This window comes from Streptomyces sparsogenes subsp. cuspidosporus (assembly GCF_039532705.1).
GTDB lineage: Bacteria > Actinomycetota > Actinomycetes > Streptomycetales > Streptomycetaceae > Streptomyces > Streptomyces sparsogenes.
Genome location: NZ_BAAASD010000068.1, coordinates 1 through 14,189, shown reverse-complemented (window position 1 = coordinate 14,189; position 14,189 = coordinate 1). Strand labels below are relative to the sequence as shown.

12 protein-coding genes are annotated in these 14,189 nt (G+C 71.9%); 3 read left to right on the top strand and 9 right to left on the bottom strand.

Going from position 1 to position 14,189, the window contains the following annotated elements:
• The first annotated feature begins 122 nt into the window (after positions 1-122).
• Positions 123-1,679: an AI-2E family transporter gene (locus ABFY07_RS40255; protein WP_346179218.1), complete on the top strand. Its 1,557-nt coding sequence runs from the start codon at positions 123-125 to the stop codon at positions 1,677-1,679.
• 107 nt (positions 1,680-1,786) lie between these two features.
• On the opposite strand, the gene ABFY07_RS40250 is transcribed toward ABFY07_RS40255, so the two are convergent.
• Together ABFY07_RS40250 and ABFY07_RS40245 are read right to left on the bottom strand one after the other, a co-directional pair.
• Positions 1,787-2,326: an alkyl hydroperoxide reductase gene (locus ABFY07_RS40250; protein WP_346179217.1), complete on the bottom strand. Its 540-nt coding sequence runs from the start codon at positions 2,324-2,326 to the stop codon at positions 1,787-1,789.
• A gap of 11 nt (positions 2,327-2,337) precedes the next feature.
• Entirely contained in the window at positions 2,338-2,892 is a 555-nt protein-coding gene (locus ABFY07_RS40245; protein WP_065963904.1) for a peroxiredoxin, read from the bottom strand.
• A gap of 143 nt (positions 2,893-3,035) precedes the next feature.
• Here ABFY07_RS40245 and ABFY07_RS40240 point away from each other — a divergent pair, with 143 nt between their 5' ends.
• Positions 3,036-4,025: a LysR substrate-binding domain-containing protein gene (locus ABFY07_RS40240; RefSeq protein ID WP_428837096.1), complete on the top strand. Its 990-nt coding sequence runs from the start codon at positions 3,036-3,038 to the stop codon at positions 4,023-4,025.
• 10 nt (positions 4,026-4,035) lie between these two features.
• Here ABFY07_RS40240 and ABFY07_RS40235 read toward each other — a convergent pair whose 3' ends face one another.
• The 6 genes from ABFY07_RS40235 to ABFY07_RS40210 form a co-directional block, all read right to left on the bottom strand.
• On the bottom strand, positions 4,036-4,599 hold the full coding sequence (locus ABFY07_RS40235) for a Uma2 family endonuclease (RefSeq protein WP_346179216.1): 564 nt from the start codon (positions 4,597-4,599) through the stop codon (positions 4,036-4,038).
• A 176-nt stretch (positions 4,600-4,775) separates the two neighbouring features.
• Positions 4,776-7,082: an FtsX-like permease family protein gene (locus ABFY07_RS40230; protein ID WP_428837097.1), complete on the bottom strand. Its 2,307-nt coding sequence runs from the start codon at positions 7,080-7,082 to the stop codon at positions 4,776-4,778.
• A gap of 134 nt (positions 7,083-7,216) precedes the next feature.
• Entirely contained in the window at positions 7,217-7,903 is a 687-nt protein-coding gene (locus ABFY07_RS40225) for an ABC transporter ATP-binding protein (protein ID WP_346179214.1), read from the bottom strand.
• Positions 7,900-8,424: a PadR family transcriptional regulator gene (locus tag ABFY07_RS40220; RefSeq protein WP_065963951.1), complete on the bottom strand. Its 525-nt coding sequence runs from the start codon at positions 8,422-8,424 to the stop codon at positions 7,900-7,902. Before ABFY07_RS40220 ends, ABFY07_RS40225 begins: the two co-directional genes overlap by 4 nt.
• A gap of 107 nt (positions 8,425-8,531) precedes the next feature.
• A complete protein-coding gene (locus tag ABFY07_RS40215) occupies positions 8,532-8,819 on the bottom strand; it encodes a type II toxin-antitoxin system antitoxin (protein ID WP_346179213.1) in 288 nt (95 codons plus the stop codon).
• Positions 8,816-9,757 carry an SPFH domain-containing protein gene (locus tag ABFY07_RS40210; RefSeq protein WP_346179230.1) on the bottom strand — a complete coding sequence of 314 codons (942 nt, stop codon included), beginning with the start codon at positions 9,755-9,757 and terminating at the stop codon, positions 8,816-8,818. The genes ABFY07_RS40215 and ABFY07_RS40210 overlap by 4 nt, the downstream gene beginning before the upstream one ends.
• Before the next feature lie 245 nt (positions 9,758-10,002).
• Between ABFY07_RS40210 and ABFY07_RS40205 the strand changes: the two genes are divergently transcribed.
• Positions 10,003-12,258, top strand: coding sequence for a transglycosylase domain-containing protein (locus ABFY07_RS40205; RefSeq protein WP_346179212.1), 2,256 nt, complete (start codon positions 10,003-10,005; stop codon positions 12,256-12,258).
• A gap of 56 nt (positions 12,259-12,314) precedes the next feature.
• On the opposite strand, the gene ABFY07_RS40200 is transcribed toward ABFY07_RS40205, so the two are convergent.
• Positions 12,315-14,189 (bottom strand): SpoIIE family protein phosphatase (locus ABFY07_RS40200; RefSeq protein WP_428837095.1); only part of this gene is annotated, 1,875 nt, incomplete at its 5' end.

Below are 14,189 nucleotides of genomic sequence, written 5' to 3'. Positions count from 1 at the left end.
CGGTCGCCCCCGGCGCTCGACTTCGCGAAACCCCCGACCGCAACCGGCCGGGGGTTTCCCGCGTCCCCAGCCTGTAACGTCTTCCCGACGACCGCGGGGGAACTGGGGGTAGGGGAAGCGAGATGTCCGCATTGCCACACTGGGTCGGCAGAATGGGCGCCGGCCTGACGCGGCTGGCCGAGCGGCTGGAGCACCGTGCCGGGGCCGCCGCCACCGACCCGTACGACCCGTACGACGCGCCCGCCGCCGCGAGCCGGGACCAGGCCGCCGGCCACGGCCGCGCCGTGGGCTACGACGGCTACGACCGCGCCGCGACGGGCGACGGCAGCGAGAACAGCCTCGGGGGCAGCGGCAGCGGCACCGAGCACAGCCCCGGCGGCGGCGACAACAGCGACGACAACAGCAGCGCCGACGGCGGGGCCCGGCCGGCGCCGGAGCCCGGGTCCCCCGGCGCGGCCCTCCCCGACGGAGCGGCCGAGCCCCCGGCCCGCCGGGAGCCGGCCAGCGTGCCCGCCCCGCCCGACTACGCCCCCGCCGTCGCCGCCAGGCCCGACCCCGTCGCCGCCGTCCCCTGGGGCGTCCGGGTCGCCGCCGAGGTCGGCTGGCGGCTGCTGGTGCTCGCCGGCACCGTCTACGTCCTGATGACCGTCATCAGCGCGGTCGAACTGGTGGTGCTCTCCTTCACCGTCGGCCTGCTGATCACCGCGATGCTGGAGCCCACCGTCACCCGGCTGCGGAACCGGGGCGTCCCCCGCGGCCTGGCCACCGCCATCACCTTCATCTCCGGCTTCGTCATCATGGGGCTGGTCATCTGGTTCGTGGTCTGGCAGGTCATGGAGAACGTCGACGACCTGTCCAGCAAGGTCCAGGCGGGCATCGACGACCTGCGGCGCTGGCTGCTCAACAGCCCGTTCCACGTGACCGAGAAGCAGATCAACCAGGTCGCCAACAGCCTGCGCGACGCGATCGGCGCCAACACCGAGGAGATCACCTCGGCCGGCCTGGAAGGCGTCACGGTCGTCGTGGAGGTGATGACCGGCATCCTGCTGGCGATGTTCAGCACGCTCTTCCTGCTGTACGACGGGCCGAAGATCTGGTCCTGGGTCCTCAAGCTCGTCCCCGCCCCGGCCCGCGAGGGCGTGGCGGGCGCCGGCCCCCGCGCCTGGACCACCCTCACCGCCTATGTGCGCGGCACGGTGCTCGTGGCCTTGATCGACGCCATCTTCATCGGCGTCGGCATCTTCTTCCTCGACGTCCCGATGGCCGTCCCGCTCGCCGTCTTCATCTTCCTCTTCGCCTTCATCCCGCTCGTCGGCGCCGTGGTCTCCGGCGCCCTGGCGGTCGTGGTCGCGCTGGTCACCCAGGGTGTGTGGACGGCGGCGATGGTGCTGGTGGTGGTGCTGGCCGTGCAGCAGATCGAGGGCCACATCCTCCAGCCCTTCATCCTCGGCCGCGCGGTGCGGGTGCACCCGCTGGCCGTGGTGCTCTCGGTCGCGGCCGGCTCGCTGATCGGCGGCATCGGCGGCGCGGTGGTGGCCGTCCCGCTGGTGGCGGTCGCCAACACGGTCGTCGGCTATCTGCGCTCCTACAACCAGGAGGCCGCGCTGCGCCGGACCCAGGGGCCGCACGGGGCGACGGCGGTGGAAATCGCGCCGACCCGGCGCGACGGAAGCGGCTAGCGGCAGGCCGTACACGCGCGCACGCGCGAGGGGCGGCCCCACCACCCGGTGGGGCCGCCCCTCGCGCGTATACGGCGTACGTACGTACCGACGTGACGCCTGAGCCGTCAGCCGTTCGCGGCCAGGGCCGCCTCGGCGTCGAGCGTGGCGCCGACCGCCTGCAGCACCGCGGCGATCTTGAAGGCCTCCTGGATCGTGTCGCGGTCCACGCCGGCCTTGCGGAGCACCTGCTCATGCGAGTCCAGGCACTGCCCGCAGCCGTTGATCGCGGACACCGCGAGCGACCACAGCTCGAAGTCGACCTTCTCCACGCCCGGGTTGCCGATGACGTTCATCCGCAGGCCCGCGCGCAGGGTGCCGTACTCCGGGTCCGACAGCAGGTGCCGGGTCCGGTAGAACACGTTGTTCATCGCCATGATGGCGGCGGCCGACTTCGCGGCGCTGTAGGCCTCGGGCGTCAGATTGGCCTTAGCCTCCGGCTCCAGCTCCGTCAGCACGCGCGGCGAACGTGAGGCGATCGCGCACGCGAGCACGGTGCCCCACAGCTGCTGCTGCGGCAGGTCGGAGTTGCCGATGACCGAGCCCAGGTTGAGCTTGAGGTCCTTGGCGTAGTCCGGCAGGGCGGACTTCAGGTCGTCGAGTGCCATGTCGGATCAGCTCACTCGCCCGAGAGGAGCTTGACCGGGTCCAGGGTCTCCTCGCCCTTGCTCCAGTTGCAGGGGCACAGCTCGTCGGTCTGCAGGGCGTCGAGGACCCGCAGGACCTCCTTGGGGTTACGGCCCACGGAACCGGCGGTCACCATGGTGAACTGGATCTCGTTGTTCGGGTCGACGATGAAGACGGCGCGCTGCGCGAAGCCGTCCTCGCCCTCGACGCCGCAGTCGCGCATCAGGTCGTGCTTCGAGTCGGCCAGCATCGGGAAGGGCAGGTCACGCAGGTCGGCGTGGTCCTTGCGCCAGGCGTGGTGGACGAACTCGGAGTCACCGGAGACGCCGAGGATCTGCGCGTCACGGTCGGCGAACTCGTCGTTCAGCTTGCCGAACGCGGCGATCTCGGTCGGGCACACGAAGGTGAAGTCCTTCGGCCAGAAGAAAACCACGCGCCACTTGCCCTCGTAGGACTTGTGGTTGATCTGCTCGAACTCCTTGCCGCTCTCCAGCGACACGCAGGCGGTCAGGTCGTACTCGGGGAACTTGTCACCGACAGTGAGCACGTGCTCTCCTTGCAGCTTTTGCTTCGCGTGAGGAAACCCTTATGGGGTGGTTTCCTCGGGGTTGGACGGCACCACCCTGTCACAGACGGCATTGATCAGTGAAATAGCTAGACTGGGTGTTGTTGATTGGAGGTGCTTATCAGTTGGCCGCTTCAGCCATACCCGGGGGGCCCGGGGGCAGGGCGCCCGCGCCCGGGGGCAAGCCGCGTCAGCCCAGCCTCTCCCAGCTCAGAGCGTTCGCCGCGGTCGCCGAGCATCTGCACTTCCGCGATGCCGCGGCCGCCATCGGCATGAGCCAGCCCGCGCTGTCGGGGGCCGTCGCCGCGCTGGAGGAGGCGCTCGGGGTGCAGCTCCTGGAGCGTACGACGCGCAAGGTGCTGCTCAGCCCGGCGGGGGAGCGTCTGGCCGCCCGCGCCCGCACGGTGCTGGAGGCGGTGGGCGCGCTGATGGAGGAGGCGGAGGCGGCGCGGGCGCCGTTCACCGGGGTGCTGAGGCTCGGGGTGATCCCGACCGTGGCGCCGTATCTGCTGCCGACCGTGCTGCGGCTGGTGCGGAAGCGCTATCCGCTGCTGGACCTCCAGGTCCACGAGGAGCAGACCGCCTCGCTGCTGGACGGGCTGGCCCACGGCCGGCTCGACCTGCTGCTGCTCGCGGTCCCGCTGGCCGCCCCCGGGGTGGTCGAGCTGCCGCTGTTCGACGAGGACTTCGTGCTGGTCACGCCCCGGGATCACTGGCTCGGCGGGCGCAGCGACATTCCCCGCGCGGCCCTGAAGGAGCTGGATCTGCTGCTGCTCGACGAGGGCCACTGCCTGCGCGACCAAGCCTTGGACATCTGCCGCGAGGCGGGCCGCACGGAAGGCGCCCCGGTGACCACGAGCGCAGCGGGCCTCTCCACGCTGGTGCAGCTCGTCGCGGGCGGGCTCGGGGTGACCCTGCTGCCCCGCACGGCGCTGCGCGTGGAGACCGGGCGCAGCGAGCAGCTCACCACCGGATACTTCGCCGACCCGGCCCCCTCACGCCGGATCGCGCTGGCGATGCGGGCGGGGGCGGCGCGGCAGGAGGAGTTCGAGGCGTTCGCGGGGGCGCTGCGGGAGGCGCTGGGGCCGCTGCCGGTGCGGATCGCGAAGGGGTGAGGCGGGCGCCTCAGTGGCGGCCGATGGCCAGGATCGCGGCCACGTCCAGGGTGACCTCGGCGCCGATCGAGCCGGGGAGGGTGATTTTCTCACCCGGCGCGTAAATACGGTGCCTGTCGTACCCGCTGTCAGCGAGGTCCGTCAGCAGATGTACGCGGCCGTGCTTCCGGTTGACGATCACATAGACCGGGATCATGGCCTGTGCGTATGCGGCGACCTTGTTCCGCAGGTCGTTGTTGTGGTTGGACGAGGTGACTTCGACGACGAGGCGGAACACTGCCGGGTCATAGCAGTTGTTCCCGCGGGGGTGCTCCTTGTAGTCGGCGTCCACGATCGAGAGGTCCGGAATCGCATAGTCCTCCGGCCCGTTCGGCAGCCAGAGGCCAATCCCTTGGACCACCTTTGTTTCCTGCCTGTGGAGGCCCGCTGCGAGGAAAGGGAGCATGAGGTCGGTCAGCGTCACGGCATGCGACGCATCGGGGAGAGGGGTCACGGTGAGCACGCCGCCGATGATCTCGACTCGCCACCCCGGGAGCCGGTCCATGAGCTCGTTGGCTTCCTCGAGCAGAGTCATCGACTTTCGCCCTCCCAGCGGCCGATGTGGAGGGCATCATCGTAGGCCGCGCCACCGTCATGTGTCCCGTACCAGCGGATTCACCCCAACGGGTGGCATAAACCCCGAAACACGCGACCGCCGGGCCCTTCCCGCAGGTGGGAAGGGCCCGGCGGCCATCGCGCGCCGAGCGCGCGCTACTCCGTACGGAGCCCCTCCGGCCGCATCATGCGCCACAGCGGTCCCATGCTGACCAGGGTCACCAGCAGGATCACGCCCGCGCCGATGCCGGTCATGGAGGTGACGCTCGCCCAGTCCACGGCGACCGGCTCGTCGACCAGCTTCAGCAGGATCGCCCCCAGGGCGATTCCGCCTCCGACCGACAGCGCCAGCCCCAGGACCACCGGGATGGCGGTCTGCCACAGGACGGACCAGCCGAGGGTGGAGCGGCGGGTGCCGAAGGCGACCAGGACCGAGAGCAGCTTCTTGCGTTCGCGGAGCTGCTCCAGCATGGACACGATCATGCTCGCGCCGATGAGCAGCAGCGTCGCGGAGGCGCCGATGAACAGGCCGCGCTCGATGGTCCGGAACTCCCTCGACTCCGAGGTGGCGCGCAGCTCGAAGATGTTCATCTGCGGGGAGAGCCGGGCGGCCGTGTTCCGCGCGTGCTCGATGGCGTCCGGCACCTTGGGGTCGAGCCGGAGCAGGACCTCCACCGACGCGTGGTCCAGGTCGGCGATGTCGAAGGCGCCCGGGGTGGCCAGGATGCCGGAGCGCTCGCTGCCCGACGGGTCCTGCTTGATGGGCACGACCGGCGCGGACTTGGGGATCGTCCACAGCCGCGGCTTGTCGCGGTCGACGGTGTAGTCCTTGCCGAAGCTGAGGTTGACCGACGCGCCCGGCTTGGTGAAGTACGTCTCGTCGTCCCACTCCCCGGGCTCGGTGACGAAGACATCGCCGTCGCGGCAGTCGCCGATCCGTGCGAACTCCTTCAGCGTGGCGCAGTCGCCGACCATCAGGCTGCCGATCGGGACGTCGCTCGGGTCCTTGACCTTGCTGCGCGGGTCGGCGACCGAGCCCTCGGCCAGGCCGAGCGCCTGGCGCACGCCCTTGGTGTGGGCGTATCGCGCGATGGCGTCGCGCGCTTGGGCGCCGGTGTCCACCGCGACCTGCGCCGACACATCGGCGCGGGTCGGGTCCTGCCCGGTGGGGGAGGTGCTGTCGTGCCGCGCGGCCGCGAAGAGCATCTGGATCGCGATCGCCCCGGCCACGGCGACCGTGATGCCGCTGACCGCGCGCGAGGCGGAGCCGCTGCTGAGCTGGAGCCGCCGGGTGGCGAGCTGCCAGGGGACGGGGCCGCTGCCGAAGCGCTGGACGACGGCTTCGACCAGCCAGGGCAGCAGCGCGGTGATGCCGACGAGCATCAGCACCGCGCCGGCCGCGACCTGGTAGGTGGAGGCGGAGGTGTGCCCCGCCTGGCCGATCAGCGGCAGCAGCAGCGCGAGGCCGAGGAGGGGGAGCACCAGCCGCCACCACAGTCGGCGCCGCTTGGGCGTGGCGCTGCGCACCACGCCGAGCGGCTCGATGGCGATGCCGCGCAGCGCGAACAGGGTGACCACGACGGCGCAGGCCGGCACGGCGAGGGCGATCAGCGTGGCGAGCGCGGGGGACGGCTGGATGTCGGAGGCGAAGAAGCTGGTGTCGAACACCGTGATGCCTTCGATGAACTGCCTGACCAGCAGGAAGACCCCCCAGCCCACCGCCAGCCCGAGGACGGCGCCGGCCAGCGCCTCCCCGGCCGCGATCCGCCGCGTCATATGGCTGTCGGCGCCCACCAGGCGCAGCGCGGCCAGCCGCCGGTCGCGGCGCTCGCCGCCGAAGCGGACGGCGGTGGCGATGAAGATGACGACGGGCAGCAGCAGCACCACACAGCCGACGACGATCAGCATCAGCAGGATGGGGTCCAGCTTTCCGGGCGGGGAGTCGTCTCCCCAGCGGTCGATGCGGGTGCCGCTGTCCCCGATGGCCTCGCGGTCGACGCCCGCGTAGTACATCAGCTCGTTGGGTCCGGACAGGCCCTCGTCGCGGATCGTGCCGACGATCTTGTCGTCGAGCCGCTGCCTGAGCAGCCCGCTGTCACCGGCGGCGAGCAGTTCCTTCAGGGCGGGGGAGACCACCATCTCGCCTGGCGCGGGAATCCGGTCCAGGCCCGGGGGGACAGGCGGCTTGTCGCCGTGGGGCGCCAGCAGGAGGCCCCTGATGTCGGTGCCGTGGAAGGTGGTGTTCCCCCAGCCGATCCACAGCGTGCGGGGGCCCGGTGCGGTGTCGCTCGAGTAGCCGCCCGAGTACGAGCGGGCGTTGTTGCGGTCCTCGCGCGCGGAGGCGAGGTGGGGGACGGACGTGGCGAACAGCAGCAGCGCCACACCGAGTCCGACGCCGACCGCCGTCAGGAGGGTCCTGGCCCAGCTCTCCCGGCCGCCGGCGACCGCGAAGCGGGCCCCCATGGCCAGGTCGGCGGCCCAGCGGGCCGGGCCGACCCGATCGCGGCGCTCCGGGCGGGCCGGCGGCGCCGGGGCCGCCTCACCGCCGGCCCGCTCGATACGGTCCTGGGCCCGCGGCAGCGGGGTCACCTTGCCGCTCACCGGGCGCCCGCCATGTCCCGCGCCTTGCCGTCCCGCACGACGACCTCGCGGTCGGAGTACGCGGCGACGCGCGCCTCGTGGGTGACCAGGACGACGGCGGCGCGGGTCTCCCGGGCGGCCGCGGTGAGCAGCTCCATCACCCGCTCCCCGTTGAGGGAGTCCAGGGCGCCGGTCGGCTCGTCGGCGAACAGCACGCGCGGGCCGCTGACCAGGGCGCGGGCCACGGCGACCCGCTGCCCCTGGCCGCCGGAGACCTCGCCGGGCCGCTTGGCGCGCACATCGGCGACCTCCAGCCGCTCCAGCCAGGACAGCGCGCGGCTCTCCGCCTCCTTGCGCCCCACGCCGGTCAGCCGCAGCGGCAGCGCCACGTTCTCCACGCAGCTCAGCTCGGGCACCAGCTGGCCGAACTGGAAGACGAAGCCGAACTCGCTACGGCGCAGCGCGCTGCGCCGGGAGTCCGACATGGCGGAGAGCAGCTGCCCGTCGTAGTGGACGGTGCCCGCGTCGGGGGTGACGATCCCGGCGAGGCAGTGCAGCAGGGTGGACTTGCCGGAGCCCGAGGGGCCCATCACGGCGACGACCTCACCGGGGTGGATGGAGAAGTCCGCGCCGTCGAGGGCGGGGGTGGGACCGTAGGCCTTGCGCAGCCCTTCGGCTGTGAGGAGCGAGCCTGCGGGGGTCATGGGGTTACCGCCTTGGCGAGTTGGCCGAGGCGCGCGGCGGTGAGCTCCAGCCAGCGCAGGTCGGCCTCGAGGTGGAAGAGGGCGTGGTCGCAGATGAGCTGGTCGCTGAGGTCTCCGGCGCGCTTGCGCTGGGTGAGTTCGCGCATCAGCCGCAGATGTTCGGCGCGCTGCACATCGAGCAGGTCCGCGGCGTCCCGGCCGGTCATCAGCGCGAGGACGACCTTGGTGTACAGGACGGACTGGAGGTACGGCTCGGGCTTCTCGGGCTGTCCGAGCCACTGCTCCACATCGGTGATGCCGGCCTCGGTGATGGCGTAGCGCTTGCGCTCGGGGCCGCCACCGTGCTCGATGCCGTCGACCTCGACGAGGCCGTTCTTCAGGAGTCGGGACATGGTCGAGTAGACCTGTCCGTAGTGCAGCGGGCGGTCGTGCCCGAATCTCTCGTCGAAGGCCCGCTTGAGGTCGTAGCCGTGGCGCGGGCCGGACTCCAGGAGCCCGAGCAGGGTGTGGCCGATTGACATGCGCAGCACTCTACACCATGCGTATACCTAGGGTGTATAGATGCGGAGGGCGGGGCGTTTCCGCAGGTGGGAGTGGGGTGAGGGGCAGAAAGGGGAGAGCCCCCGGGCTACCCCTCTCGGGGTGGCTCCGGGGGCCGGGGGGCGCGGGGCGGGCGGCCGCGGCGGGGGATGGGGGCCGCGGAGCGGGGCAGCCGCCCCGCCTCCGCCAGCGCCTTCCGCAGCAGGAACTCGATCTGCGCGTTGGCGCTGCGCAGCTCGTCCGAGGCCCACCGCGCGAGCGCGTCGTGCACCGCGGGGTCGAGCCGCAGCAGCACCTGCTTGCGCTGCCGCCGCCCGTCCGTGCCGGACGCCGCCTCCGGCTCCCCGGCCCCCTGCGGCTCGCTGGGCTCCGTCACTGGTACAGCGTGCCCGTGTTGAGGACCGGCTGCGGGGAGCGGTCGCCGCACAGCACGACCATCAAATTGCTGACCATGGCCGCCTTGCGCTCCTCGTCCAGCTCGACGATCCGGTCCTCGGCGATCCGGGCCAGCGCGGCCTCCACCATGCCGACCGCCCCGTCCACGATCTGCCGGCGCGCCGCGACCACCGCGCCCGCCTGCTGGCGCTGGAGCATGGCGGAGGCGATCTCGGGGGCGTATGCGAGGTGGGTGAAGCGGGACTCGATGATGCGCACCCCGGCCGCCTCGACCCGGGCGTGCAGCTCGACCGCGAGCTTCTCGGTGATCTCCTCGGCGTTGCCGCGCAGGGACAGCGCGTCCTCGTCGTGGGCGTCGTAGGGGTACTCGATGGCGATGTGGCGCACCGCGGCCTCGGTCTGGGTGGAGACGAACTCCAGGAAGTCGTCCACCTCGAACACCGCCTGCGCGGTGTCCTCGACCCGCCAGACGACGACGGCGGCGAGCTCGATCGGGTTGCCGTACGCGTCGTTGACCTTGAGCACCGGAGTCTCGTGGTTGCGCACCCGGGTGGAGATCTTCCTGCGGCTGGTGAAGGGGTTGACCCAGCGCAGGCCCTCGGTGCGGAGGGTGCCCTTGTAGCGGCCGAAGAGCTGGACGACGCGGGCCTGGCCCGGGGCGATCGCGCACAGCCCGCGCATCGCGACGAGGGAGGCGATGAGCACGGCGACGCCGAGGATGATCAGCGCGGGGTTGGCGGTGTCCTCGTAGTCGTACTCCGAGGTGTCGGCCCCGGCCGCGATCAGGACCGGGCCCGCGATCAGGCCGATCAGGCCGAGCAGCAGCGCGAGGCCGCCGCTGATGCTGCGGGCGGGCCGCTCCGTCACCCGGGGCTCGGGCAGGGGCGGTATGTCGGCGGTGGGTGTGATGTCGGACATGCTGGACATGGAGGTTCCCCCGGTTTGTGCTGGTAGGCGGGTTGCCGCGGGCCGCTTGGCCTTATCAAAGTGATAGCACTTTACCGTCAGAAGGCAACCCCTGGGGGCGGCCGGACGTCTGTTCCCGGTGGATGGGTGCTCTTTTTCACCTTCCGGAAAAACTGGATCGATGAGCATTTGACGTCAGTTGCGGTGTTAGCTTCGTGAGCCGGGTTGGGGGCTGACGTACGGGAGCAGCGGGAGAGATGGGCAGAGCGGAAGAGCGGCGGGCGCGGCAGAAGAGCGCCCGCAAAGCCAGGAAGGGCGCCAAGAAGGGCGCCAAGAAGACGGGCATACGTCGCTTCTTCACCTGGAAGATGGTGCTGGGCTACTTCCTCTCCCTGGGCCTGCTGCTCGTCGGCGGCTTCATCGCGCTGTACTTCTGGGTCGACGTGCCCAACGCGAACGCCCTGGCCAAGGCCGAGGCCAATATCTACAAGTACAGCGACGGCTCGATCATGGCCAGGACGGGCAAGGTCAACCGGGAGTCCGTGCCGCTGTCGAAGATCCCCAAGGATGTGCAGCACACCTTCGTCGCCGCCGAGAACAAGGACTTCTACAGCGATCCCGGCGTCTCGTTCACCGGCACCGCGCGCGGCATGATCAACACCCTGCTGGGCAGGGGCAAGCAGGGTGGCTCGACGATCACCCAGCAGTACGTCAAGAACTACTACCTGAGCCAGGAGCAGACCGTCAGCCGCAAGCTGAAGGAGCTGGTCATCTCGCTCAAGGTGGACCAGCAGATGTCCAAGGACGACATCCTGGCGGGCTACATCAACACCAGCTTCTACGGGCGCGACGCCTACGGCATCCAGGCGGCGGCCCGCGCGTACTACAACAAGGACGTCCAGGAGCTCAGCGTGGGGGAGGGCGCCTACCTCGCCGCGCTGCTGCAGGCCCCCAGCCAGTACGACTACTCGGTGGCCGGCCCCAACGGCAAGCGGCTGGTCAAGCAGCGCTGGAACTACGTCCTGGACAACATGGTCCAGAAGCACTGGCTGGACCCGGGCAAGCGCAAGGGGATGAAGTTCCCCAAGCCCCTCGACCCCCGCCCCGTCCCCGGCATGGACGGCCAGACGGGCTACTTCGTCGAGGCCGCCAAGCAGGAGCTCTACAAGTCCGGGGTGAGCGAGGACGAACTCGCGGCCGGCGGCTGGACGATCACCCTCAACATCGACAAGAAGAAGCAGAAGGCCCTGGAGAGGGCGGTCCGCACCCAGCTCACCGACGACCTCAAGCCGAAGACGCGCCCGGTCGACAAGCACGCCCAGGTCGGGGCGGTCTCGGTGAACCCGAAGAACGGCGCGATCGTGGCCATGTACGGCGGCGCGGGCGCGACCGAACACTGGATGAACAACGCCACCCGCGAGGACTACCAGCCCGCCTCGACCTTCAAGCCGCTGATCCTCGCCGCCGCGCTGGAGAACGACTCCACCACCCGCGACGGCACGAAGATCACCGCCAACACGATCTACGACGGTGACAGCGGACGCCCGGTCAAGGACGCAGGCGGCAACAACGTCGGCTTTGCCCCGCCGAACGAGGACCACAGGGACTACGGCCCGATCACCGTCCAGACGGCGATGAACAACTCCGTCAACTCGGTGTTCGCGCAGATGGCGCAGGACGTCGGCCTGGAGAAGGTCAAGAAGACCGCCACCGCCCTGGGCATGAACCCCAAGGCGGGCGGCTTCGACGTGGCCCCCGCGATGTCGCTGGGCGTCATGGGCGCCAGCCCCCAGGACATGGCCGGCGTCTACGCCACCCTCGACAACCACGGCGAGAAGGTCACCCCCTCGATCATCAAGTCGGCCGTGAAGGGCGACCAGCGCGCCGAGCTGCCCGACACCACGGGCGGCGAGGTGATCAGCCGCACCGCGGCGGACTCCGTGACCTCCGTGCTGACCGGCGTGGTCGACAAGGGCACCGGCACGGCCGTACGGCAGGAGGGCCAGGCCGTCGCGGGCAAGACCGGCACCTCCGACGACAACAAGTCCGCCTGGTTCACCGGCTACACCCCGAACCTGGTCACCTCGGTCGGCATGTTCGGCGAGGGCAAGGGCGGCAAGCAGGTGACGTTGACCGGCACCGGCGGCGGCGGACGCGTCAACGGCGGTGGCTACCCGGCCGAGATCTGGGCCGCATACATGAAGGCGGCGCTCGACGGCCAGGGGAGCGCCAAGTTCGACCTGGACACCGACATGGGCGCGGCCGTCCCGCCGCCCAGCAGCACCAGCCCCACCACCCCGCCCACCAGCCAGTCGTCCGAGCCGGCGACCTCCGCCCCGCCGACCAGCGAGACCCCCACCACCCCGCCCACCCCGACCACCACCCCGCCGACCACACCCCCGACCTCCGGCGGCAAGCCGTCGACCGGCACCACGACGCCGCCGACGACCCCGCCGACCACGCCCACGGACACGCGCGGCGTCCGGCTGGGGCCCCCGGGCAGACACGGCTGACCCGCCGTGTGCCGTACCGGGCGTAGGGACCGCAGCGCCCGGCGCGTGCGCGCGCCTCAGCAGGACCGCGGCGGCATCGCCAGCTCGAACCACACCACCTTGCCCGTGCTCAGCCGCGTCGCACCCCACCGCCGCGCCATCCGGTTCACCAGGTACAGCCCGCGCCCGCCCTCGTCGGACGGGCGGGCCTGGCGCAGCCGCGGCAGCTGCGGCACATCGTCTCCGACCTCGCAGCGCAGCACATCCGTGCGCAGCAGACGCAGCGTCACCGGCCGCTCCGCGTACCGCACGGCGTTGGTGACCACCTCGCTGACCAGCAGCTCCACCGCGTCGGTCAGATCGTGCAGATCCCACCGGGCCAGCGCCCGCCGGGCCAGCCGGCGCGCCTGCCCGGCCGTCTGCGCCTTGGGGTCCAGGAACCAGTAGGCGACGTCGCTCGGCGCGATCCCCTCGAAGCGGGCCGCCAGCAGCGCCACGTCGTCGTCCCGGTCGCCGGGCCCGAGCATGTCAAGCACCTCGTCGCACAGCGGCTCGAGCGGCGGCGGATTGGGGCCGGTGAGCCGGGCGGTGGCCGTCAGGCGCTCGCGCAGCTGCTCGATCCCGGTCCACACATCGCGCATCCGCGACTCGACGAGACCATCCGTGTACAGCAGGAGGGTGGCGCCCGCGGGCGCGTCCAGCTCCACCGCCTCGAAGTCCACGCCGCCGACCCCGATCGGCGCGCCCGGCGGCACCCGCAGCACCTCGGCGCGCCCGCCCCGGTGCAGCAGCACCGGCGGCGGATGGCCCGCGTTGGCGACCATGATCCGGTGCGCGACCGGGTCGTACACCGCGTACAGGCAGGTCGCCATGCGGTCCGTGCCCAGCCGCTGCGCCTGCTCGTCGAGGTGGTGCAGCACCTCCTGCGGCGGCAGGTCGAGGCCGGCCAGGGTCTGCGCGGTGGTGCGCAGCTGGCCCATGATCGCGGCCGAGGTCATGGAGTGGCCCATCACATCGCCCACCACCAGCGCGACCCGGTTGCCCGGCAGCGGGATCGCGTCGTACCAGTCGCCGCCGACCCGCGCCGTCTCGGCGGCCGGGAGGTAGCGGCTGGCCAGCCGCACGCCGGTGGGCTGCGGCAGCGAGTCGGGCAGCATGGTGCGCTGCAGCTCGTCCGCGATGTACACCTCGCGGCCGTACAGCACCGCCTTGTCCACGCCGAGCGCGGTGTGGGTGGCCAGCTGGGCGGCGACCAGCAGGTCGTCCGGCTCGAACGGCGGCCGGTCCGGGCGGCGTACGAACACGGCGGCGCCGATGACCCGACGCCGCCCCCGCAGCGGCGCCAGGACCGTGCGCTGGCCCGTGGCCACCGACGTGTGCTCGCCCAGCAGTTCCGGCAGCGCCGCCCGGGCGGCGCTGGAGTCGCCGAAGACCGGCCGCACCCCGCGCAGCACCTCGTTCAGCGGGCCGCCCGCCTCCACCTCGCACAGCTCGGCCGCCGGGCCCCCGCCCACGGCGGGCGACAGGTCCGGCTGCGAGGGCAGCAGCGGCAGTCGGCCGCTCTCGGTGTCCGGGTCCAGTGGGATGCGGTCGGTGCGGCGCAGCCGCAGCACGACCGGGCCCACCGGGCGCTCGTCGCCGACCGGCAGCGGGTCGCGCAGATAGACCAGGATCGCGTCGGCGAAGGTCGGCACGGTGGCCCGGCACAGGCCCAGCACGATCTCGTCCAGGTCGATGCCGCGGGCGATCCGGCGGGTGGCCGCCCCCACGAACCGCAGCCGGTCCCCGCCCCGGTCCCGCGCGGCGGCCGCCTCGGCGGCGACCGGGCCGCCGCCCGGCGGCGCTCCGGGCACCGCGGGCACCCCGCCCTCGGGCGTGCGGTCGCCCGCCTCGGCCGCCGCCCGCGCGCCGCTCACCCCGGCCGGCGGGTGCTCGCCGGCCGCGGCGCCGCG

What these genes read in the sequence shown, in the direction of transcription:
- ABFY07_RS40255 (WP_346179218.1), top strand. Translation starts at nt 123, where the DNA reads ATGTCCGCATTGCCACACTGGGTCGGCAGAATGGGCGCCGGCCTGACG.
- ABFY07_RS40250 (WP_346179217.1), bottom strand. Translation starts at nt 2,326, where the DNA reads ATGGCACTCGACGACCTGAAGTCCGCCCTGCCGGACTACGCCAAGGAC.
- ABFY07_RS40235 (WP_346179216.1), bottom strand. Translation starts at nt 4,599, where the DNA reads ATGACTCTGCTCGAGGAAGCCAACGAGCTCATGGACCGGCTCCCGGGG.
- ABFY07_RS40230 (WP_428837097.1), bottom strand. Translation starts at nt 7,082, where the DNA reads ATGGGGGCCCGCTTCGCGGTCGCCGGCGGCCGGGAGAGCTGGGCCAGG.
- ABFY07_RS40225 (WP_346179214.1), bottom strand. Translation starts at nt 7,903, where the DNA reads ATGACCCCCGCAGGCTCGCTCCTCACAGCCGAAGGGCTGCGCAAGGCC.
- ABFY07_RS40220 (WP_065963951.1), bottom strand. Translation starts at nt 8,424, where the DNA reads ATGTCAATCGGCCACACCCTGCTCGGGCTCCTGGAGTCCGGCCCGCGC.
- ABFY07_RS40210 (WP_346179230.1), bottom strand. Translation starts at nt 9,757, where the DNA reads ATGTCCGACATCACACCCACCGCCGACATACCGCCCCTGCCCGAGCCC.
- ABFY07_RS40205 (WP_346179212.1), top strand. Translation starts at nt 10,003, where the DNA reads ATGGGCAGAGCGGAAGAGCGGCGGGCGCGGCAGAAGAGCGCCCGCAAA.